Annotated in this window: 12 protein-coding genes and 1 pseudogene; 8 read left to right on the forward strand and 5 right to left on the reverse strand. The window is 38.8% G+C overall.

Annotated features, from left to right (window positions below; all coding sequences use genetic code 11):
- Positions 1–9 precede the first annotated feature (9 nt).
- Together H4J57_RS10900 and H4J57_RS10905 are read right to left on the reverse strand one after the other, a co-directional pair.
- Positions 10–1,599 (reverse strand): tryptophan halogenase family protein, encoded by a 1,590-nt coding sequence (locus H4J57_RS10900; RefSeq protein WP_259366847.1) that lies wholly within the window; start codon positions 1,597–1,599, stop codon positions 10–12.
- A gap of 83 nt (positions 1,600–1,682) precedes the next feature.
- Positions 1,683–4,694 (reverse strand): TonB-dependent receptor, encoded by a 3,012-nt coding sequence (locus H4J57_RS10905; protein ID WP_182214111.1) that lies wholly within the window; start codon positions 4,692–4,694, stop codon positions 1,683–1,685.
- 554 nt (positions 4,695–5,248) lie between these two features.
- Here H4J57_RS10905 and H4J57_RS10910 point away from each other — a divergent pair.
- From H4J57_RS10910 to H4J57_RS10935, 6 genes are all read left to right on the forward strand, one after another.
- On the forward strand, positions 5,249–7,387 hold the full coding sequence (locus tag H4J57_RS10910; protein WP_182242867.1) for a pullulanase-associated domain-containing protein: 2,139 nt from the start codon (positions 5,249–5,251) through the stop codon (positions 7,385–7,387).
- Between the two features lie 273 nt (positions 7,388–7,660).
- Positions 7,661–11,851, forward strand: a complete 4,191-nt coding sequence (locus tag H4J57_RS10915) for an alpha-1,6-glucosidase domain-containing protein (protein ID WP_182242869.1) — start codon at positions 7,661–7,663, stop codon at positions 11,849–11,851.
- Between the two features lie 213 nt (positions 11,852–12,064).
- On the forward strand, positions 12,065–14,872 hold the full coding sequence (gene pulA / locus H4J57_RS10920; protein ID WP_182242871.1) for a pullulanase-type alpha-1,6-glucosidase: 2,808 nt from the start codon (positions 12,065–12,067) through the stop codon (positions 14,870–14,872).
- A gap of 216 nt (positions 14,873–15,088) precedes the next feature.
- On the forward strand, positions 15,089–15,226 hold the full coding sequence (locus H4J57_RS10925) for a hypothetical protein (RefSeq protein ID WP_182242873.1): 138 nt from the start codon (positions 15,089–15,091) through the stop codon (positions 15,224–15,226).
- Between the two features lie 274 nt (positions 15,227–15,500).
- Positions 15,501–16,400: a 1-acyl-sn-glycerol-3-phosphate acyltransferase gene (locus tag H4J57_RS10930; protein ID WP_182242875.1), complete on the forward strand. Its 900-nt coding sequence runs from the start codon at positions 15,501–15,503 to the stop codon at positions 16,398–16,400.
- Between the two features lie 192 nt (positions 16,401–16,592).
- Positions 16,593–17,492 (forward strand): prenyltransferase, encoded by a 900-nt coding sequence (locus H4J57_RS10935; protein WP_182242877.1) that lies wholly within the window; start codon positions 16,593–16,595, stop codon positions 17,490–17,492.
- A gap of 515 nt (positions 17,493–18,007) precedes the next feature.
- On the opposite strand, the gene H4J57_RS10940 is transcribed toward H4J57_RS10935, so the two are convergent.
- Positions 18,008–18,670, reverse strand: coding sequence for a LamG-like jellyroll fold domain-containing protein (locus tag H4J57_RS10940; protein ID WP_182242879.1), 663 nt, complete (start codon positions 18,668–18,670; stop codon positions 18,008–18,010).
- Positions 18,671–18,957: 287 nt separating this feature from the next.
- Complete coding sequence (locus tag H4J57_RS10945; RefSeq protein WP_182242881.1) at positions 18,958–19,119, reverse strand: hypothetical protein; 162 nt, start codon at positions 19,117–19,119, stop codon at positions 18,958–18,960.
- A 600-nt stretch (positions 19,120–19,719) separates the two neighbouring features.
- Between H4J57_RS10945 and H4J57_RS10950 the strand changes: the two genes are divergently transcribed.
- A complete protein-coding gene (locus H4J57_RS10950) occupies positions 19,720–20,463 on the forward strand; it encodes an MBL fold metallo-hydrolase (RefSeq protein WP_182242883.1) in 744 nt (247 codons plus the stop codon).
- 290 nt (positions 20,464–20,753) lie between these two features.
- Here H4J57_RS10950 and H4J57_RS10955 read toward each other — a convergent pair whose 3' ends face one another.
- Positions 20,754–22,043 carry a serine hydrolase gene (locus H4J57_RS10955; protein ID WP_182242885.1) on the reverse strand — a complete coding sequence of 430 codons (1,290 nt, stop codon included), beginning with the start codon at positions 22,041–22,043 and terminating at the stop codon, positions 20,754–20,756.
- A gap of 655 nt (positions 22,044–22,698) precedes the next feature.
- Between H4J57_RS10955 and H4J57_RS20075 the strand changes: the two are divergent.
- A pseudogene (locus H4J57_RS20075) lies at positions 22,699–22,829 on the forward strand (transposase); the annotation flags it as partial.

The raw sequence follows: 22,829 nt of genomic DNA on the forward strand, positions 1-22,829 counted from the left end.
TCAATAACTTTATTTATTAATGAGCTTGTCATTAATAAACTGTTGATGATCAGCAAAATTTACTGAACAGCGTTGAATAAACTGGTCTATATGCGCTAAGTCATATTTATGTGCTGCATCAAGAGCCTGCTCGCCAAATTTTTCGGCAAGTCGTTTGTCTTGTGATAACTCAGGAAAAATACCGTAACCGGCAAGCATAGCATGCCAAGAAACTGGTGGGTAAAAACTCACCATACCTGGTTGAATTAGGGCTTTGTTTAAATCATCACCCGCGACCCAGCACTGTACTATTTTCTTTAAATTGTTAGATATATTGGGATTTATGCTATTTTTTCGCCAGTACTCGGTGTCGTCACGCGAACTCAAGCGATAATGAGCGACAATATAATCACGAATGCCATCAAAACGATGATTCATTTTTTCATTAAATCTATCTTGATAAATATTGCTGTACTGACCGAGAGAGAAATCATCAATAAAACCTTCAATACTCTCTTGGACAAAATGTAAAGCGGTCGCTTCAAGGGGCTCAATAAAGCCTTGCGACAAGCCAATAGCGACACAGTTTTTGTGCCAATGTTGTTTGACTCGCCCTACTTTCATTTTTAAGTGACGAACGTCAACGGCTTCATCGACCAATGAAAGTTTTTCTCGTAACTCAAGCTCTGCTTGTTCGCCAGTACAGTGCTCTGAACTATAAACATAGCCGTTTCCAGTGCGGTTAGTTAGCGGAATATCCCACGCCCAACCACATTTCATCGCAGTAGCAATAGTTTGTGAGTTAAGACCTTGCTGAGCGTTTTTATCTCTTGCTACAGAGATGGTCACAGCACTGTCATTAAATAAGTTATCTTTAAAACTGATAAAAGGTACTTTTAATGTTTTTTGTAAAAGTAGGCTGTTAAAGCCTGAGCAATCAACAAAAAAATCACCGGCAATGACCTCGCCGTTATCGAGTGTTAACGATTGAATGTCGCCAGCATCATTTACGTTTACCTCATCAACTTGCGCCAAAATATGCTTAACACCTTTTTTCTGCGCAACTTTTCCTAAAAACTTCCCCAATAAAATGGCATCAAAGTGATAGCCATAGCCAATATCGAAAGGAAAATTATATTCGCCAACCGCAGATTTTTTTTGTTTAGCTAATTGTGCAGACAAAAAGAAACGATCAGGATGACAATCGACGTTAAAGCCTTTACGACGATACTGAGTGTTATAGACAAAGGCAGGAGCCGTATGGGCATCGATAAGCGAAGTAAAAGGATGAAAATAACTTTCAAAACCTACTCGTGTTGACCAGCCATTGAATAATATGCCATTTTTATAGGTCGCATTGCATTGCGGCATCCATTCTTGTTCGGTGACACCTATTTTGTCAAAGAAGCTTTTTAATTGTGGTGTAGAGCCTTCACCAACACCAATAACACCGAGCGAAGGAGATTCAATTAACGTTATTGAAACGGGGTGGTTTTGCCACTTTTCAGCCATTAAATTAGCGGTCATCCAACCTGCAGTACCACCACCTAAAATCACCATATTAAGTTTTTTTGGGGAAGTGCTTTGTGCTGTTTTATCTGGGTGGGCTGAATTTATCATTAATTTTTACTGCTTAAAAAATTACCATGACTATCGACAAATAAAAAAGGTGTGGTTTCATCCACACCTTTTTAAGTTTTCATTTACATTGAATAATTAATACCAAAGTAAACTGTGCGACCAAAGTACTGAATTGTTCCGGTACGTGAAGTATCACCAAAGTAAGAAATATTCGGTTCGTCTGTTAAGTTATCAACAGAAACGACTCCTTGTAGATTCTCAGTAAAGTTATACGACATTTGTGCAGAAATAATCGTTTCTTCTTGGAAGTACGCTGATTGTGAATCACCAATCGCAATTTGACGACTCAAGTATTCTGCGCGATGACGAGCACTAACACGCGCGGTGAACAAATCTTCGTAATCATAAAAAAGTGTTGCACTAAATACGCGTGGTGATAAACCTTCGATTGGACCTGGCTGACCATCTTCACCCGGTACATTTGACGGACGTTCGATTTCACTTTCTGTGTAAGAAAAATTGATGTTAGCGCCTAAGCCTTTCCACATATCAGGTAAAAAGGTAAAAGTTTGCGTATATCCAATTTCAATACCACGAATATAACCTGCCTCTGCGTTATTAGCGGCGTGTGAATAAGTGCCATTTTCCCAAACGAGTGGTTCGCCAATGGGCTCCCCTGTTTCGCTATCGTACTCAGCATGCGTCTTGTCATCAGGGATTGCTGGTACAGCAATACCATTAGCCTGATAATCAAAATTCTTATCTGTGGTTGTACCTGGCATGTTTTCAATGTCTTTGTTCCAAATAGCAAAAACAAACGCGCCATCGGTTTCAGAGAAATAATGCTCATAAGAAATATCGATTTGATCTGCATAAAATGGACGTATTGACGGGCTAGTTGAACTGTCTAAATCAATATAGTTTCGACCGTCATCCGCTGAATTAAACCTAAAGTTACCGCTGTTAGCCATTGATGGCATATCTGGACGTGACATAACTTTTGAGTAAGCAAAACGTAATTGGTCGTCTTCAGATAATTGAATATTCAAATTTAAAGATGGTAATAAATCATTATAACTTTCGCTGACTGTTTCACGGCGGAACTCGTCGCTTGTACCGCCAACATCATCATAAATTACATCACCATTACCCGCTCCCACATTGACTAAACCTGTACTGCTTTGTTTAGAGCCAACATAGCGAAGACCTACATTGCCGCTTAACGGTAAACCAAACAGTTCAGCGTTTAGGTTTAATTGCACGTAAGCTGCGGTAACTTCTTCTTCAACAATATTATTTTGAGTCATTGTCCAGCTATGATTCCAGTCACGTACTGGCGTACGGTCAACATTTGGGATCCAAGCATTTAAAATATCGTTGTTGTTAACCGCTAAGAAACTCGGCATACCCGGTAAGTCACCGTTAATACTCGTTACTGTGGAGTTTTCATTGGATAATGGAAATGGAGCAAAACGTTCTGTTTCTATCGGGTTACCTTCTTCATCGGTACCTGCATAAGTGATGTATTGACCATTACGCATATTTGCGTCGGTAGTACCATATAAGAAACGACCACGGCCGAGTTCGTATTCACGTTCCGATAAACGGGCACCAAATTCAACTGAACTAAAGATGTCACTTTCAAGTTGGTAAGCGAAATCAACACGCACAGCATTTGATTCATTTGACTCTATACTTGGATACGACTCTGCACTGGTAACCATCATGTGGTCGGTATCGGTAAAGTCTTGGTTAAAGGCTAAATCAGGGTTTTCTAAGCCATTAAGTTTATAGCTAAAGATGATGTCGTTATCAATAATAGGAGTTGCTGCGCTAGAGTCTTTAAAATAAGCCATACGCATAACTTGATCTTTGCTGGTCTCTTTACCTTGAGAATGGGCAAAATCAACGGTCATTAATAAATCATCATTAATTTCCCATTCACCCTTTAAACCAAATGAGCTTAATTCACTGTTCGTCGTATTATCATCGGCTTGTGTTTGAATATTTAAGCTACGATCAGACCCTTTATAAGGTGGCGCAATGGCATCACCATTAGGATTACGAGAGATGGTACCACCGATAAGTGCGCCGTTAGCAATAAGCGGGTCGGTTAAGAGTAAAGACTGTCCTGGGCTGGCAATGTTATTTATGCCTGATATACGTAAACCACGATCCCATTTTTCTGAGTCAAACTTTGAATGAAAACCATCAAATTGGAAACGTAAATCATCACGAGGTTCCCAATTTAACGCCAAAACAAAAGCATCACGACTATCTTCACCACCACGTTCATTAACTTCAAAGCCAGATGAAACTAATAGACTTTCTGGACCGCCATCATATGTTTCTGATAAATCTCGGTCGTCAAATTGATAGTTTACGAAACGGCTCGACACAGTAGGCTGAAACATACCGGCGTAACCCAATGAAAGACCAAGCGTGTCATCTAAGAATTTGGCTTGATAAGAAGCGGTTAAGCGGCGACCAAAGTCAGCAGAATCTTCATTGCCAGCAGCGGCATCATTCCAATTTCCGTGAGCTGAAAAACGAAAGCTAGTTTCTTTTTCATTATCTAGCGCATTAGCGGTTTCTAGTTCAATCGTACCCGCAATACCGCCTTCTATAAGCGACGCTTTTTGTGATTTATACACTTGCGCTTGCTTAATTAATTCTGAAGGAAATTGATCAAACTGAACTGAGCGTCCACCTGCTGTTGAAACTTGTTCACGACCATTTAATGTTGAAAATACAAAGCCACCTGATAAACCACGGATATTCAGCTCGCTTGATTGGCCATCGATTCGTACTGAGGTAACACCTGGCAAGCGTGTTAAAGAATCGGCTATAGATACATCGGGTAAACCACCAATGTCGTCAGCTGATATTGCATCAACGACAGTGTCTGAAAAACGTTTAGTGTTTAAAGACTTAATAATACTGCCTCTAAAGCCTCTGACTTCAATAACTTCTACTGCATTTTCTTTTTCTTCTAATGTTTTTGGTTTGTTAACGTTAACAGTTTGCGCTTTTACTTCTTCTTGAGCATCTTGAGCAAAACTGGGAACACTAGCAAATGATAAACCCGCAGCTATTAAGCTGAGTGTTAATATATTTGGCTTGAATTTGTTCATTGTTTCATATTCCTAATAATATGTATTATCGAGAAGCCCCTACTTACACTTGCACTATGGTTGATAACGCACAGCGAGTTGGAGTCAATTATTTTTATGAGATATTCCCTATCTATTTATGTTTCAAGATTTACGGTGACAACTTCATAGTAATCATTTTTTGCACAGTTACAACCGATTACCCATCAGTGAACTTTAGTAATAAGATGGTTCTAGAAAGCAAATAAACTCGTTATTTCCTTTTATTACATAACCTTAAAAAATTAAAGTAAGAATAAAAGCAGATTACTGTAGGTCTTTGAATACGTATTCATAACATCAGCATTAGGTTTTATAGTCAACGCGGCATAACATCGTTCCCCAGTGAAAGGATGATGAAATTAGATTCAACATAACCTGAAGCTACTTTTTAATGGATGATTAAGACCGTTTTTTGATTACGTGACAGTAACAATATAAAGCAATAACAATTATTAAAATAAAAACAACGTACTAAGTTTGCTATATAAATAACGGCTTAGCACCTTATCAACATTTAAGTGGAGATGTCATTTATGACTGGTTATATGAAACAATTATCGTTTGCTACGTTAGCCGTATTGGTTAGTGTATTAGCAGGCTGTGGAGGAAGTGATGAAAGTAATGCTGTTACTGAATCCCCTCTTTGGTGTAAGTCACCAGAAACAATTAACGAAACAGGTAATGCATGTGAATTAGTAATTACCCCCTGTAATTACCCTGAAGTTGCCAACCCTGACACTCAACTTTGTGAAATGAGCAAAGAAGCATGGATTGATGGCTCTAACGGTATCACGATGCCCGTACCAGCTTACACACCAGCGGCAAACGAATTAGTTATTTACTTTCAATTTGAAACACCAACTGATGGCAGCGCGATAGATTATAACCTTGCCGGTTTGCACGCTTGGAATAACGCTGACTGTAACTCCTATGCAGATTTTGATCGTCCTGAAGGGACCACACCTTGGGGCTCTTCATTAGCATGGACAGGTATTGATGATAATTTTGGCGCCTATTGGGTAATGAATACTATCGATCCACCTAATTGTATTAACTTTATTGTTTACGATGCTATTGGTTCAGTTAAATTTTCAGGTGAAGATGATATTCTTGTTGATATAAGCACAGTTAATACCGGTGAATTATTCTTACTAGAAAAAGAAACCACTATCTTTCCATTCCCAAGAACGTTTGCCTCTTTAGTTGTTCCTGGTGGCTCAACACCAGCACCTTTAGAGTGTGAAGCGCCACTTATAGCTAATGAAGCGGGTGACGAGTGTGTAACCGACCCAAATGCAGTGCCTACTATTGTTGATGGCGCAGCTGAACTTTATTTACGTGGTCTCATTGACTGGGAAACCACAGACGACAGCAATAAATTTGTTTACTCTGAAGGTGTCTACACGATGGCACTAGCCGTTACAGGCTCAGCGACAGCTTATAATTTCAAAGTTGCTGATGGAGATTGGAATGTTATCAATGCCTTTGGCGCAAGTGAAGGTGATGAAACAGTCGTTCTTGGCGAAAGTAAAACATTGATTGCCAGTGAAGAGCTAGGTAAAAACATTAGCCTTACCATTCCTAACAACGGTAACTACCAGTTCATTTTAGATATTTCAGATACTGAAGCACCAACGTTAACCGTTATTGAAGTTGCTTATGACAAAGTACTTTATGTTAAAGGCGACATGAACGAATGGGCTAATGCCCTTCCTATGGTATATAAGGGTGAAAATATCTACACCTCTTTACATCCATTAGAAATGCAAGACTATGCCTTTAAAGTGGCTGATGCTAATTGGACTGATGCGACTAATTTCGGTATTGCCACCGAAGGTGCCGTTGTGCCACTTGATACCGCCACCACATTAGTTTTTGGTGAAGATGTTGCTCAAAATATTAATTTCACTGCCGCTGCAGCGGGTACTTATCGATTTATACTTGATGCCACCAATAAAGGTGCCCCAATATTAACGATTGAGAATGCAGTACCTTATTCAGGTCGTACTTTGTATTTAAAAGGTGACATGAACGATTGGTCAACAACACCTAACTTTGACTTTGCACTTACCGACACCACTTACGTGGTAAATGCATTGATTGATAACACTAAAAAGTATGGCTTTAAAATAGCGTCAGATGGCTGGGAAAACGATTCTACTATGGGTGCTTTTGCTGGCGAAGGTGATGTTGTTATCGGTGAAGAAAAATTATTAACCTTACCGGGTGAAGATAATATTGCCATTGAAGTGACTGAAAATAAAATATTAACCTTCACTTTAGATGCGACTGATTTCACTGCGCCTAAATTAACAGTAACCGAAGCGCCTGCACCTTACCAAGATCGTACTATGTACCTTAAAGGCGACATGAATGGATGGGCTACCGAAGAGGCTTATATATTAACTTATGCTGCAGGTATTTATACAATAGAAACGTTATTACCCGTTCGTAGCTATAATTTTAAAATTGCCTCTGCTGATTGGGAAGAAGACTCTACGGTTGGCGGTGTTGTTGATGATAATATCTTAACCGCAGGTGAAGCAAAAACCTTAACATTACCCGGTGCTGATATTACTTTTGATGTAACTAAAGAAGCGACTTATGTCTTTACATTGAACGCAATTAACCCATCAAGACCTATGTTAACGATTACTGAGAAAACCAACTAATCAAATAAATTTACTATTGATGTAGTAAATGCATCTCATTGTAAAAACCGTGATTTATCACGGTTTTTTTATGCCTATAATTCCCTTATCAATCGTCAACAAAACGTGGCTAAACAGTAAATAAAAGGTCATTAATCTGTCTTGAATACGTATGTAATGGCTATTCATTAACCAGTCTACTCTTTAGTATGAAGGAATAATTAAAAATAATATTTACCTAGCGTAGCTCAAATGCGCAACAGATAAATATTGCATAAACCTAAGAGTGATAAGATGACAATAATTCAATTTAAAAAGGTTGCCCTTATAGCAACGGTTACCACCGCATTAAGTGCTTGTGGCGGTGGTGGCAGTGATGGTGGTGATAAAGTTAATATACCTGACAAGCTGAACAATGCGCCAACTATGACGAATTTCAACCATGAAATTATTGAATCATCACCCAAGGAAATCGTTTATTCATGGTCTGTTACCGATAGTGACGGCGATGCATTATCTTGTCAATTATCTCCAGGCAATGGCTTAACAACAGTGACCATCGCTGATTGTGCAAACAATACTTCAACAACCGTGACCTCATCAGGCGCAGGAAACTATCAGGCAAGCTTGACTGTTACCGACCCGAGTAATGCTAGTGCTACTGCTAGCCTGACCTTTGATATTGCTACAGCGGGATTACCAGCGCCAATGGTTACTGCAGGTGATAACGAATTAGTCATTTTCTATAACCGCGCGGACGCAACTTACAGCGATTGGATCATACATTTATGGAACAACGAGACTTGTGACGCTTATGCCAACGCCGATACTGAATGGGCAACGGGGCAAGCACAAACAGGGCTAGATCCAAATTACGGTGCTTACTGGCTTATCGATTTAAAAGCAGGTTATGGCGATTGTGCTAACTTTATTGTTCATAAAGGTGATGATAAAGACTTAGGTGGCATCGACCATCAAGCTGATTTAAGCGGCGATCGCATGACTTGGACACTATCAGGTATCAGTGATGTATATGCCCAGGCGACCTTACTTCCAACAGGCATATTAATTAACGATGTTGCTGCGCACTGGGCCAATGAAAATACCGTTTTTTGGAACGCCGGTACCAACGTAGCTAAAGTACGCATTTATAGTTCAACCACTGACGACTTAGCTTTTGATGGTGAAAACGGTATTTCTGGAGATAACTACCTTGAGTACCTCCCTGCAGCTGGTGGCGAACACCCTGCGATTTCACTTAATATGCCTCGCTATAAAGGTTTAGCGGCATTTACCGCAACATCAGCATCGGTAAGTAAAGCCAAATCAATGCTTAGCGGTAAATTATTGGCAATTTCATATGCGAGTGACGATTCACTTATCGCCGCAACTTACCTACAAACACCCCGTATCTTAGACGCTTTATATACCTCAGCAAATAACGATGCTAACGAAGCAGATTTAGGTATTATTTACAGTGCTAGCGAGATAAGCGCTAAACTTTGGGCACCGACAGCACAGCAAGTTACCCTTAAGGTGTACAACGCAAGTAAAGCTTTACAGTCAAGCCATGCGATGTCCCTTGACGCAGCAACAGGTATTTGGTCATTTACCGCGCCAAACACAGTAGACCGCTTATTTTATCGCTATGAGTTAACTGTTTATCATCAACAAAATCAGCGTATTGAAACAATTGAAGCCACAGACCCTTACTCGGTTTCTTTATCAACCAATGGCGATTTTTCTCAGTTTGTTAATTTAGCTGATAGTGATTTAAAACCCATCGGATGGGACAGTCACACCGTTCCTGAAGTTGTTAACCCTGAAGACAGTGTTATATATGAAGGCCACATACGTGACTTTAGTATTTTAGACGCCAGCACCCGTGTAGAAAACCGAGGTAACTACCTTGCCTTTACCGAAGAAACCTCTGTACCCGTAACTCATTTAAAATCTCTTGCTGACGCAGGCTTAACACACTTTCAACTATTACCCGCCAACGATATTGCCAGCATAAATGAAGATGCCGTTAACCGTATTAATCTTGATAATACCGTTAGCGAATTATGTGCTAAGAAAAGTGACGCGCCTGTTTGTGGTGTTGAAAATGCTAGTGATACATTAGCCGAGGTATTCGCCAGTTACGACCCGACCAGCACAGCTGCACAAGCGCTTGCCGAATCATTGCGAGGCTTAGACAGCTTTAATTGGGGTTATGATCCTGAACACTTCACAACGCCCGATGGTAGTTATTCATCAAATCCTGATGGTGTCGCTCGCATAACTGAAATGCGTGCGATGAACCAAGCTTTGCACGAAATGGGCTTACGTGTTGTTTTAGATGTTGTTTACAACCACACTAACTCTTCGGGTTTATGGGAAAACTCAGTGCTTGATAAAGTAGTACCCGGTTACTATCACCGCCGTGATTTAACCTCAGGTAATGTTGAAACAGCAACTTGTTGCCAAGATACAGCGCCTGAACATGAAATGATGCATAAACTCATGCAAGACTCATTACTTACTTGGTCACAAGCCTATAAGTTTGATGGCTTTCGTTTTGACATTATGAGTAATAATTCAAAAGCATCGATTTTAAGTGCTCGCACCGCTGTACAAGCAATAGACACCGACAACTATTTCTACGGTGAAGGTTGGACGCGTGATGATAAAGGCTATCAACAAGCGGATCAAAATAATATGACGGGTTCGCAAATCGGTACGTTTAACGATCGACCTCGCGACATTATTCGCAGTGCCTCTTTATTTAAAAGTGCTGGTAGTTTAAATGACCAAGACATTATTCGCTTAGGACTTGCTGGTACCCAAAAAGATTATCAACTACAAGATAAGAATGACAACATCAAAGCGGGTAGTACCTTTAGTAAGCCTTCTTACGGAAAAGACCCTGCCGACATCATTAACTATGTCTCAAAACATGATAATGAAACCTTATGGGATCAACTGCAATATGGCATTGAAACCGAAGTTAGTCTTAATGATCGCGTGCGCATACAAAATATTGCCGGGACTTTGCCGTTAATCAGTCAAGGTATTCCGTTTTTCCAACTGGGTGGTGATTTACTGCGCTCAAAATCAATGGACCGAAACACTTATGATGCCGGTGACTGGTTCAATAAAGTTGATTTCACTATGAGTACCAATAACTGGAATGTTGGCTTGCCACTTGCGCAAGACAATGAAAGTAAATGGTCGTTGATGACAGCACTGATCAATAATAGCGAAACAGCGCCACAAGCCAGTGATATTCAATTTTCATCAAATATATTTAAAGAGTTTTTGAGTATTCGGGCCTCAAGCCCTTTGTTTAGGTTAACCACGCAAGCTGATATTATTGCACGTTTAGGTTTTCATAATACCGGTAGCGAACAGACTCAGGGCTTAATTGTGATGAGTATTGATGATGGTAACGGTCTAACTGACCTTGATGAGAATATTGATGCACTTGTTGTGGTGATAAACGGCACTGCATCCGCGCAATCTCACGATATTTTAACTGCGACCGGCTTTGAGTTGCACAGTGTCCAACAAAGTTCTGCCGATACTAATGTACAAACAGCATCATTTGTTGAGGCCTCAGGAAAAGGCACCTTTAGCGTACCTGCGTTAACTACTGCAGTCTTTATAAAACCACAAGCAATGGCACAAGGCGTTGGTTTAGCAGCAGATGCGACCTTAAATGCGCCTGACCCCGCCCCTTATGGCGAGACAAGTATTTACCTACGTGGGTCAATGAATAATTGGGGTGACGACGGTTTAACAGCAATCGATATGTTTACTTATCAAGGGAACGGCGACTATGTGATTGATTTCACTTTGGCGGTTGGCACGCATATTTTTAAAGTGGGTTCTGATGATTGGGCGGCTGTAGACCTCGCCTTTAGTGATGTCACCTTCACTGATAACTCAATAACAGCATCGGCCGATAACAGTGGTAATATAGAAATAACCACCACGACTGCTGGTAATTATAACTTTAGCTTAAATGCCAGCACATCGACGCCAAGCTTAACGATTGTGACCAAAAACACCACAGTAGATTGTGCTGCTTTAGTTGATTCAAGCGACGACATTCCTTTTGATATTAATGGTAGTGGCCAACTCTTTGTTCGTGGCGATCATTCAGCGTGGAATGCCACTGAAGAGTTTCGATTACATTACAAAGGTAATAACCAGTATCAAGCCGTAGCTGAATTTGACGGGGCAATGCAATTTAAACTGGCTTCAGATGACGGTAGTTGGACCACACAATTGTGGGTACAAGAAAACGATAGTAACGATATTGAAGGGGAGAATTTAGCCTTAGGTATCAATTACCCTGTTGCTTATAATAACGCTGGCGACGCCAATAACAATACGACACTGGCGGCAGGCTCATACAGCTTTTTACTAACACTCGACAGCGCAAACCCAAGTAAAGGCTATAATGTTGGCCGTTTAGCGATACAAGAATGTCAGCCATAGTCATCAGGTAAGTTAATCGAACAGCTTAAGTACTTAAGCTGGACTAACACTATAGAAAGCGCTGAGGATGAATATTCTTGGCGCTTTTTTATGGGTAAAATAACTTGTCAGCAGATTGGCTGAATACGTATGTAAAAATTAGAATAAACTGTTTATATTGCTGATAAATGCGTAACTTATTAACATCATTAATTTACTTTGTTATTTATCCTTATGCGTATTTCTTTAGCTCGTTTTCGACAATTAAGCCTAATCATTATCACCACGACATGTCTAAGCTCATGTCAGCATGATCAAAGTATACCAACAAGAACCCAGCTTACAGAAACGAGCGTAAAGTCAGCAGCAGTTTCCCCTTTAGTAAGCCAAGACTTTTCTGCACATTGGCTAACCCCAGAACTGCTTTTATTACCTGAAGATAATTTACATCAACAACATACGTTAACTTTTGATAACGGCGAACATATTGAAAAAGCCACACTTACGCCCTTCACAGGAGAAATAAATCGTCTGCTTATCCCCAAACATTTACGTTCATTTAATGTATTTGAGGTAAAGCTGGCTACTAATAAGATTAAAAAAGCACTGAAAAATAAAATATATGTCAGTTCTGCAAGCAAGGGCACAAATTCAAAACACACAGCACAGGTACAAACAGCTCAATTATTGGATTTTTTATTTACCTCACAAAATAACGACGCTAATGAGCTAAAGAATTTAGGGGCCACTCTCAGTAAAGATTCGATTGAGTTTGCACTGTGGGCACCGACCGCAAAACAGGTAACCTTATTAGCGTTTAATAAAGACAAGCAAGCGACGCATGTTGTGCCACTTAAAGAAGATAGCAATACCGGTATTTGGTCTGGTGCCGTTATGAATACTCAACAAGAAGTCTACTACCAGTACCAGCTGACAATATATCACCCGGCTAGCGATAAAATTGAAACATTAACCACTACAGATCCCTATTCCTTAAGCCTTTCAACAAACAGTGAATATTCACATGTTATCAACTTAGCTGACTCAAAAAACAAACCTAATGGCTGGGAATTACAGCAAGATGTTTTAATTAAGAACCCTGAAGATAATATTTTTTATGAAACCCACATTCGTGATTTTAGTGCCCACGATCCGCAACTTTCATCACCTGCTGTTCGTGGGAAGTACGCCGCTTTCAGCGAAAAAAATAGCGCTGGCATTAAACACTTTAAGGATCTACAAAAAGCAGGTATTAACAATATTCATCTACTGCCCACCTTTGATATTGGTACCGCTAACGAAAATGAGACACAAGTTATTGATCTAAATAATCCTATTAGCAAACTTTGCCAACTCGTGCCCGAACATAAGCTTTGTGGGCTCGAAGACCAAGCAATGACGATACAAGAATATTTAGAAACACTTCCCTCTGCAACACAGGAGCGCCAAGCGATAGTCAGTTCTCTTAGAGAAATTGATAATTACAATTGGGGCTACGATCCTTTCCATTATACTGTTCCAGAGGGCAGTTACGCACAAAACCCTGAAGGCTCAGCACGTATTATTGAATTTCGTCAAATGGTGCAAAGTATTCATAATCTAGGCTTTCGCGTCATCATGGATGTCGTTTATAACCATACTCATCAAGCAGGGCTAGCGCCAACTGCTGTGCTTGATAAAATTGTCCCTAATTATTATCATCGTCTTGACCCTATCAGCGGAAAAATCGCACAATCAACCTGTTGTGATAACACTGCCACAGAAAATGTCATGATGGAAAAGTTAATGACAGACTCATTAGTTGTTTGGGCAAGAGACTACAAAATTGACGGCTTTCGCTTCGACCTTATGGCACACCAACCCAAATCGGCGATGCTTAAAGCCAAAAAAGCAGTACAAGCGGTTGATAAAGATACCTACTTTTATGGCGAAGGTTGGAATTTTGGTGAGGTGGCGAATAATCAGCGTTTTACGCAAGCTAGCCAATTAGCATTGGCTGGCACAGAAATCGGTACCTTTACCGACCGTTTACGCGATGCAGTTCGCGGTGGAGCCTTTAGCGCCAGTGGCGATGATATTCGTAAAAGCCAAGGTATCGGCAGTGGTTTAAGCACTATGCCTAATGAATTAGTGGATCGAGTCGCATCAAGAAAAGCTTATCTACTTGCCGCAGATCAATTACGTATTGGTTTAGCCGCTAATTTAGCTAACTTCCCTCTTAAAAATGCTCAAGATAAACACGTTACCGGTAAAGAAATTCCTTATGGTGACCAACCAACCGGTTATGCATTAGATCCTGCAGATACCATTAACTATGTATCTAAGCACGATAACCAAACATTATGGGACAATAATCAATACCGCTTACCTTTTAATACCTCAACAAAAGATCGCGTACGTATTCACTTACAATCACTGTCCTTTGCTATTTTCGCACAGGGCATTCCATTCTTACATATGGGATCAGAGTTTTTACGTTCAAAGTCATTTTTACGCGACAGTTACGACTATGGTGATTGGTTTAATAAAGTCGATTTTACCAAGCAAAGCAATAATTATAATGTCGGTTTACCACCAGCAGATAAGGACCAAGCAAACTGGCCACTGATTAAAAAAGTACTGGCAAAAAATGAAGGGCGAGATATTGTTGGCCCAACTGACATCGAGTTTAGTGCAGAAGTGTTTAAAGAGTTCATTAGTCTGCGCATGAGTACCCCCCTTTTTCGTCTTACCAACAGTGAGCAAATAATAAAGCGTGTGAAATTTCACAATACCGGTAAAGAACAACAAATTGGCTTAATTGTGATGAGCATCGATGATGACGAAAAATATCAGCAAGTAGATGCTGACATATCAGCGCTCGTTGTTATTTTTAATACCAGCACTACCGCTAAAACAATCCCTTTTAAAGAGGCAGCACAATATCAATTGCATCCTATTCAACAACAGGGCGTTGATAGTGTTGTTAAAGAGAGTACCAGCAATGAAAACAGCTTTTTTGTTCCAGCACTAACCACCAGTGTTTTTATCAAAGAGCAATAGTGCGCTATCGTTAGTGGCTAGTAATGATTTTATTTACTTAATCATAAAGTAAAGTCTTGCTAGCCCTACTTCTCCCCATAAACAGAAGTCCCGCCTAGAGCAACCCTCTCAGTGTATATCAACAATAAACTTTAAATGTAGTGAGCCTTGAGTCAAAATTTAAATATGACCTAATAAGTGGACCCTGTAACAGATTTTGTTACAGGGTCAATAAATGTGGCTGATGTTGTAGCAAGTGTGGCTACTCCAATATTAGTCAATGAACGCGATCAGATGACTTTAGAAGAAGTAAAAATTGAAATTATCAACTTGGATGTTTATCGGTTTATCTATTTTATTTTTTGTGCGGTTTAGCTCTTATAACTTGTCGCACTATCTGCTCGTTATACTCATCGTAAAAAACACGTCGACTTAATGACAATTTATTTACGATATTAATTTACGATAATTTTTCTTTTGAACAGATGGTGAACACAAGGAAATAATATTTTTTACTGTAACCTAAAACAGTATTTTAGCGGTATTTTGATGAATAAAACTACCGTCTCATATATTGATCTATCGCGTCAAATAAACTGTATAATATGATATTATTAAATATTAACTACTCATTAAATACTATATGACTATGGCCAGAAAAAATCTTCGTATCCGTGAAAAAACAATCTTTGACGGTATTTTTAGTAAATACATTTTAAAATTCGTTTTTAGTTTTTGGTTTAAAATTTCGGGCTGGAAATTATGCACAGCCACTCCCGAAGGTGCTGGTATTACTATTGCAGCACCGCACACATCGAATTGGGATTTTGTTTATGCGCTTGGCGCTGCGATATTGCAAGATGTGAAAATATATTTTTCTATTAAAGACAGTATGTGCCGCATACCTCTTTTAGGTCGTTGGTTGATGTACCTTGGCGCTATGCCTATTGATCGTTCATCTACAGGCTTAGGACAAGTTGAACAAATCAAGCAATTTATTGAAACACAAAAAGGTAAACGAGTATTTTTCTTATTTACTCCAGAAGGTACAAGAGGTGGAGTAGCAAAATGGAAAACAGGCTTTTACCATGTTGCTCAAGGATGTGGATTACCTATTTTTTTAGCCAAAGTCGATTACCTCAGTAAAGAAACAGGTGTTTTTCACATCTTTAAACTGACCAATAATAAAGACGATGATATTCAAGCGATGCAAGCCTCTTATAAAAGTGTTTATGGAAAATATCCCACCAAACAATTTCCCCCTTACCAAGGACCCATGCCAAGCATAGGTGATAAAGAAGCGGCAATTATTCGTGCACTTTACGCCATTAACTCTATTAAAGGTGTTGCGACTAAAATGGAAATAAGTGCAAAAGCAAAAATGGGTGAACTGTCGAATACAATGTTCGATTTTTTAATTGATAACGGGCTTGTTGAACAAGGATTTTTAGAAAGAGCTGAAATTACCTACCGGTTAACTTTAGCAGGCAAAGGCTGTTATTTACATTTGTATTCGCAAGATGACTCACTTGTTATACCTAACGGATAAACGATGACTACGAAGAGTGCTTATTACAAACCATCTAGAAATTAATGCCTGTCGTTACTAAGTCTTATTAGTTACGCTAATTTGGTTTAGTAACACGTTGAAGGCGTGATAACGCCTTCGACGCCAATAACTTTAAACATAAAAGACTTTTCGCGAATATTTTACTATCTAGATAAAGGATAATAAATAAACATGACACTAACCGCTATTATTCCTTCATTTCGCCTATCTTTCTTAATATTAGCCCCTATTTGTGTTTTTCTGGGTGCTAGTATTAGTTATATGGAACAAAGTGCGGTTGATTATGCCGTATTAGCCATTGCCTTTTTAGGGGCTATCTCTGCGCACATTGCGGTTAATACCATTAATGAATATCAAGACTACGTCAGCGGATTAGATCTGAAAACAATTAGAACCCCCTTTAGCGGTGGTAGCGGTTTATTATCTCAGCATCCAGAGTTACTTCCCGGGGTAAAAAGAGCCGCGATTGTCACAACCCTTTTAACCTTTCTTATTGGTGTTTATTTCGTCATCCTTTATGGCGTAGCAGTAATTGCCTTAGTGCCGATGGGATTACTTGGATTAGCCATTATTATTAGTTACACAAAGTGGATTAATAAATGGCCCATTATCTGTTTAGTTGCCCCTGGACTTTGTTTTGGTTTACTGATGGTGGCAGGCAGCCAAGTTATTTTATCTGGCCATTTTTCAACAACACCTTGGCTAATAGGTTTGATCCCTTTTTTTCTTATTAACAACTTATTACTTTTAAACCAATATCCTGATATTGATGCTGATAAAAGTATTGGTCGAAATCATTTTCCTATTGCCTTTGGCATAAAAGCAAGCAATAGCATTTTTTTCATCTTTTCGGTGTGCTCAACGTTATTACTTGGCTTTTTTATTAGCCAAAAGCTATTACCAACACTAAGTGCAATGGCGTTTATTCCACAGGCATTGGCCTTTGTCGCTTTATATGGAGCAATAAAATTTAAAGAAAATATTGGCCAACACCCTATATACCTTACTTACAATGTTAGTTGTGCATTACTGACACCATTAACGATAGCAATCACCGTTTTCCTTAACTAATTGTAGAAGTTGAATAACGTTGGAAACTGAAATTATTACGTTTAAGCACCGAATATACCTTTCAAAAAATTTAATCAAACGCTGAAATAGCTAACTTCTAAAATATAACTCTAAGGGCAGTAGTTGCCACAAAAGAGAGCTTTCCTAACACCCTAAATCAGTACCAAAACTGTCTTATCTGATACGATAGAGGACGTTCTTCCATAGATAAGAACATGAGTTTTTTGGTAATGACTTTTGCCAATGAATCGTTCAGTTTGAGTGTGAAATAAGCCAACACATTGCAGTCATTCGATAGGAAAAACTTTTGGTTAAAACTAAAAATTAACATCAAGTAGTGCTAATTTTTTATTGCTAATCGCCAGAAGCATATACTCGTATGGTATAGCAAAGGATACTTAATCATATATTGGTGGTTTACAGATATTATTGAAGTGATTTACCAAGCACAAGAAACAAAAAAACACCAATCAATACAATTGGTGTTTTCTAGAATTTGCTACAAATAAACTATATTAATATTGTTTCTTAAATCGACGTGATGCTAAACCCATTAAGCCTATTGCGAAAATAGCTAGGGTTGATGGCTCGGGTACTGCTACGCCATTATCATTGTAATTAGCAATCTCTGAGGCGCTTAATGCATGGTCCCAAAGCCCAACCTCACTAATAACACCTCGATGTTTCGCGTGAAAGCCTGCTCCACCAATAGTAAGTGGTTCGTTGTCAGTATTTAACGACCCGATGGAGGCCGCTGTCGCGAGTTCAACACCGTTTACGTACAATTTAGCTATATTGTTTTCGAGAACACCTGCCATGGTATACTCTGTATTGAGATCTACGCTGCCAGTAAAGATTGAATTGAAATTCCCTGTACCATATCCTTGAAACAAGAAGTGATTCGATGTTTGATGATACCATAAACCATAATTCCTAGGGCCGCTATTTCCGCGACCTACTACTCGAACCCAGTCTCCAGGATTTTGGGTTATGGTGAATGTAGCCGCAACTGAGAATGGCGACTGGAGTTCATAAGCCGCATCATACCCTGCGTTGTACGATGAAGTACCATCAAATGTTAACTCTGCCTCATGGCTATATATTAATCCAGCGTTAGCAAAGCCACTCACTGATAAAATCAATCCAGCAAAAGCTGATTTTAAAAATTTCGTTCTCATTTGATATTCCTTTCGATCCCTTCCAACAATTTTGGAAGGCAAGTGTTAAAAATGATACATCATCACTTATGTTGCCTTACTTTAAGCACAAAACACGCCAGGTTAACAATATATAACTATTTCAATACAATAACAGAATCCCACCTCACCCCCATATTTTCACTGTAAAATAACCTGACACAATATAGCTCATCAACCCTTTGAATTAACGGCATTATTCAAACAGGTATAAATCTATGCCGGTTTAACTCTGTAACGTGTATTAGGTTATTAAATTTATACAAAAACTAGGAGTAAATCATCAACATTACCAATGCAAACCAGTTAAAATAAGTATTTAAGTAGTGTAATTGATAAAAACGTTCTGGTACTAACTGTTGTATTCCAACACCTAAACACAAGCCACTTGAATCAACACACTCACCACCTAGCAACTGACTTGTAATCATATGGTTTGATACTTTATTCGTTGTAATTACTAAGCCTTCAAACTACTGATTTATTTATAAAAAAATCATTTGATATCGGTGTAAAGTGGTAAATAAAAATAGAAAACTCTAACTAACGGAGTATTAATCCGTTGCTAACGAAAATCTATATAACCATTAATTACAAATTCTGTTAATGAAAATAGACTTACAGTTAACATCAAGTGATGGAAGGCCAACGGTCGCATAATGAGCTTAAACCAGCCCCACAAGTGAGCAGAAAATCTTGGCTAATATTTCCCTAAATATGATCCTGAATTTGCAAAGGCTTAATGTCCGCAATTGGCTAGCAGTTGCCCTAAGGCTCAATTAATACCTAACGACGGCAAAGATACGGCAGCGGACATTCCCCACAGATAAAAAGACGCATTGTTTGACTATAAATATTACCAATTAATCGAATAACCTGACTGCCAAAATGCCACCATTACCGGCGTCACTATGTTGCATTGGGATGACTGTATTTGTGCCGCGGCATTAAATAAAGATTAAAACGAGCGTTTGAATTTATGGATCAAGCTTGTTATAAGTAAACAACAAAAAACTAATGATCTTTATAAAATGAAATTGCACCAAATTGAAGGCTATATTCAATCTATTTACTTAGTAGAATATTCTGAAAAATTATTGTTACTCGATGGTTGCTGCCGTGCAGATGTCGAAACCATTAAGACCTTCATAACAGAAGAGTTACAACGTCCATTTTCGGACCTTAAACTCATAGTAGTCACTCATATGCATCCAGATCATGCTGGAGCAGCTCATATATTGAGAAAAAAAACTGGTTGTAAAATTGCCATTGCTAATGTTTCTGGGCATTGGTACACAGGTGTAGACGGATTATTAATGCACTTGACCGATATGGCATTGACTCGCTGGGTTGCGAAACGTAAAAATAAACCAGCAAAAAATCTTTGGTACTCCTCCAAATTAAAGCCCGACATAAAAATAAATGATGGTGAGGTTTTACCCGGCTTTGCTGAATGGCAAGTCATTTATACTCAAGGGCATACCGACAGAGATATCTCTTTGCTACACCAACCAAGTCAACTTATTTATGTGGCTGATCTAATGGTGGAAGTAAAAGGACGATTTATTCCACCTTTTCCCATTTTTTATCCCAATCGCTATAAAAGCTCACTGACTAAATTACATAATCTTCAACCTAAATCCATTTTGCTTGCGCATGGCGGTGAGGTTCAACTTAGCGATGATGACTACCAACACCTATTATCCAAAGCTCCAGATTTACCTTTAACGCATTGGCGCTCAGTTAAAGCTAAACTGCGAAAAATATTTACATAGCTTTATTAAGGTATTATTTAGTCAAACAGAAATATGGAGCTTGCCAGAGTCATATACCAGACCTCATTTAACATCACCGTGACTGGCATCTACGCCACCAAAGCGGTCATAGACTTCAATAAAAGCGACTGAACTGCCTAGATAGCAGATATAACGGCCCTAATTTGGCATGCTGAACTTATCACTTTGAGGCATTACTACTTACTAGTATTATCACAAAAAACCATCAGGCTTTACGTACAAACTTTAGGGCTTAACATTTTAGTAATTAAGTCCTCAGGTAATTCTTTTTATTGTTTCTCTCTAATTGCATTAATTCCACCCCAAAAAGAAATATGGTTTACCTCTCCTTTATCATTAGGATGTAAGAATAAACTCATGCCAGTCATGGAAAATAACTGTCGTTCACTTTCAGGAAAAAATACTTCATTCTTAACGAACTTTCCAATATTAACTAAAAACTTACCACGTTCTTCGGTTATAACTAAAGTAGTTTCAAATGGTTCCGTTATTTTATACTCACCTAGGATAGACTTGAATAACTTAGGTGCTAATGTGGATTCAACTTTTTCTGTAGGTTTAAATTCATTCCAATGATAAATTTCACTTGCTCTAATCATGATTTCATCAATCAATGAAGTACCATTTTCGCCATTAGTCATAATCACGATTCCATCGCCCGTTTTTGTGTGAGCAAATAAATGTGCCATAAAACCTTCGTTAGCGCCACCGTGACTAAAAGAACTAATTTCACCATCGCCTTCTAAGAAAAAACCAATCCCCATAGGGGGTATTTGAGGGGTTAGCATTTCATCAATGGTACTTTTAGAGAAAAAAGAGTCTTTATTACCTAAGTCTGCAAGCTGTATTTGTGAAACTAAGCGTAATAAATCAGATGGTGTAGTCCATAGCCCCGCAGCAGATAAAGTTGCATACGTATGCGCACCACCAACTACAGGTTTACCGTCCGCATTATGGGCAACTGCCGCATTACTTTTTAAATCACCGATTAAAGGCTGACTAAAGCTACTATGTTGCATCATTAAAGGCTCAAAAATAGTTTTTTTAGCTAATTCGGTTAATGAGCTTTTAGTTTGATCTTGCAAAACAAGTTGGGCTAAAGTTGTTCCTCCCCCTGAATATCTGAATTGAGTGCCTGGCTCAATATCTACAACAACAGGGGCAGAATTTGCAGGTTTGACACCATTGAGTAATGAAGTAATAGAAGGGACATCAGAACCATCTGTATAGCCTGCGAAGCCATGAACAGTGGTACCCGCAGAATGGCTGAGTAATTGGCGCAATGTAACTTTATTTTTACTAGCCCATTCATGAGCAGGTAGTTTCCAGCTTTTAAGTAATGTATTTACATCTACATCTATATTTAATCCATTATCTTGACGGTATTTCATCAATGCACTAGCAAAAACGGGTTTAGAAATGCTTGCCGCTTGAAAAACAGTATTCTCATCAATAGGTCGATTACTGTTCAGGTCAATAACGCCTTCAGTGTGCGTCCAGCTAATTTTGTTATCTTTTAGAAATCCTATTGAAACAGCAGGTACTTTATAATGTGCCATTCGTTCTTTTAAACTACTAAGCTTTGAAGGTTTACCCTTTATACGGACAGTAGGTTGAAGCCCTACACTTATAGGCTGTATATCCTCATCAGATCCATTTGCTTGAACGTGAGATGGAAAAAAGCTAGCTAGTATACAAAAAACAAATATATTAAATTTCAAAGTTCATCCTTATAATATCATGAAATCAGTTAGTTATTTATAACACAGTAAAACTACGAAGCAATAGGTAGAAAATAAACACTAAACGTTCACCTTCTAGGAAACCCTGTTGTGAATGGTAAATATTGAGCTTCAAGCAATATTTAAACTGCTAAAATTTTAATTTTTCTATACGCACAAATCATTTCGAACTCAAATTAAGTTAACGGCAGCCTTGAGCTTTCAAGAGGCATAGCCTTGTATTTATCCTGACAGACAACAGAGCCACCATTGCGGTCGTTCACGTAGTTGTATTGACATGACTTTAAAGTGCCATTAACGGACGGTGAATGTCTGGGCTATTTGCTATTTTCTTTTGCTATTCTTTCTAGGTAGTTCTTTTTCCTTTCATTCAATCCATCGATTATCCTCCATTAAGCCACCCATAATAAACCGTTCAATTTTCCAACAATAAACTACACTTAATTTACCTCTTATAAGTGTGGTGATTGTTATGCCTAAGCCTCGTTCACAACAAATTAGTTTATCTGATACGCCGTATTATCATATTTGCAGTCAAACCGTTCGAAAAGCCTTTTTATGTGGTGTTGATAAAGAAACCGGTGTCAGTTATGAGCACAGGCG

It is taken from the genome of Colwellia sp. BRX8-7 (assembly GCF_014077275.1).
Lineage (GTDB): Bacteria > Pseudomonadota > Gammaproteobacteria > Enterobacterales > Alteromonadaceae > Colwellia_A.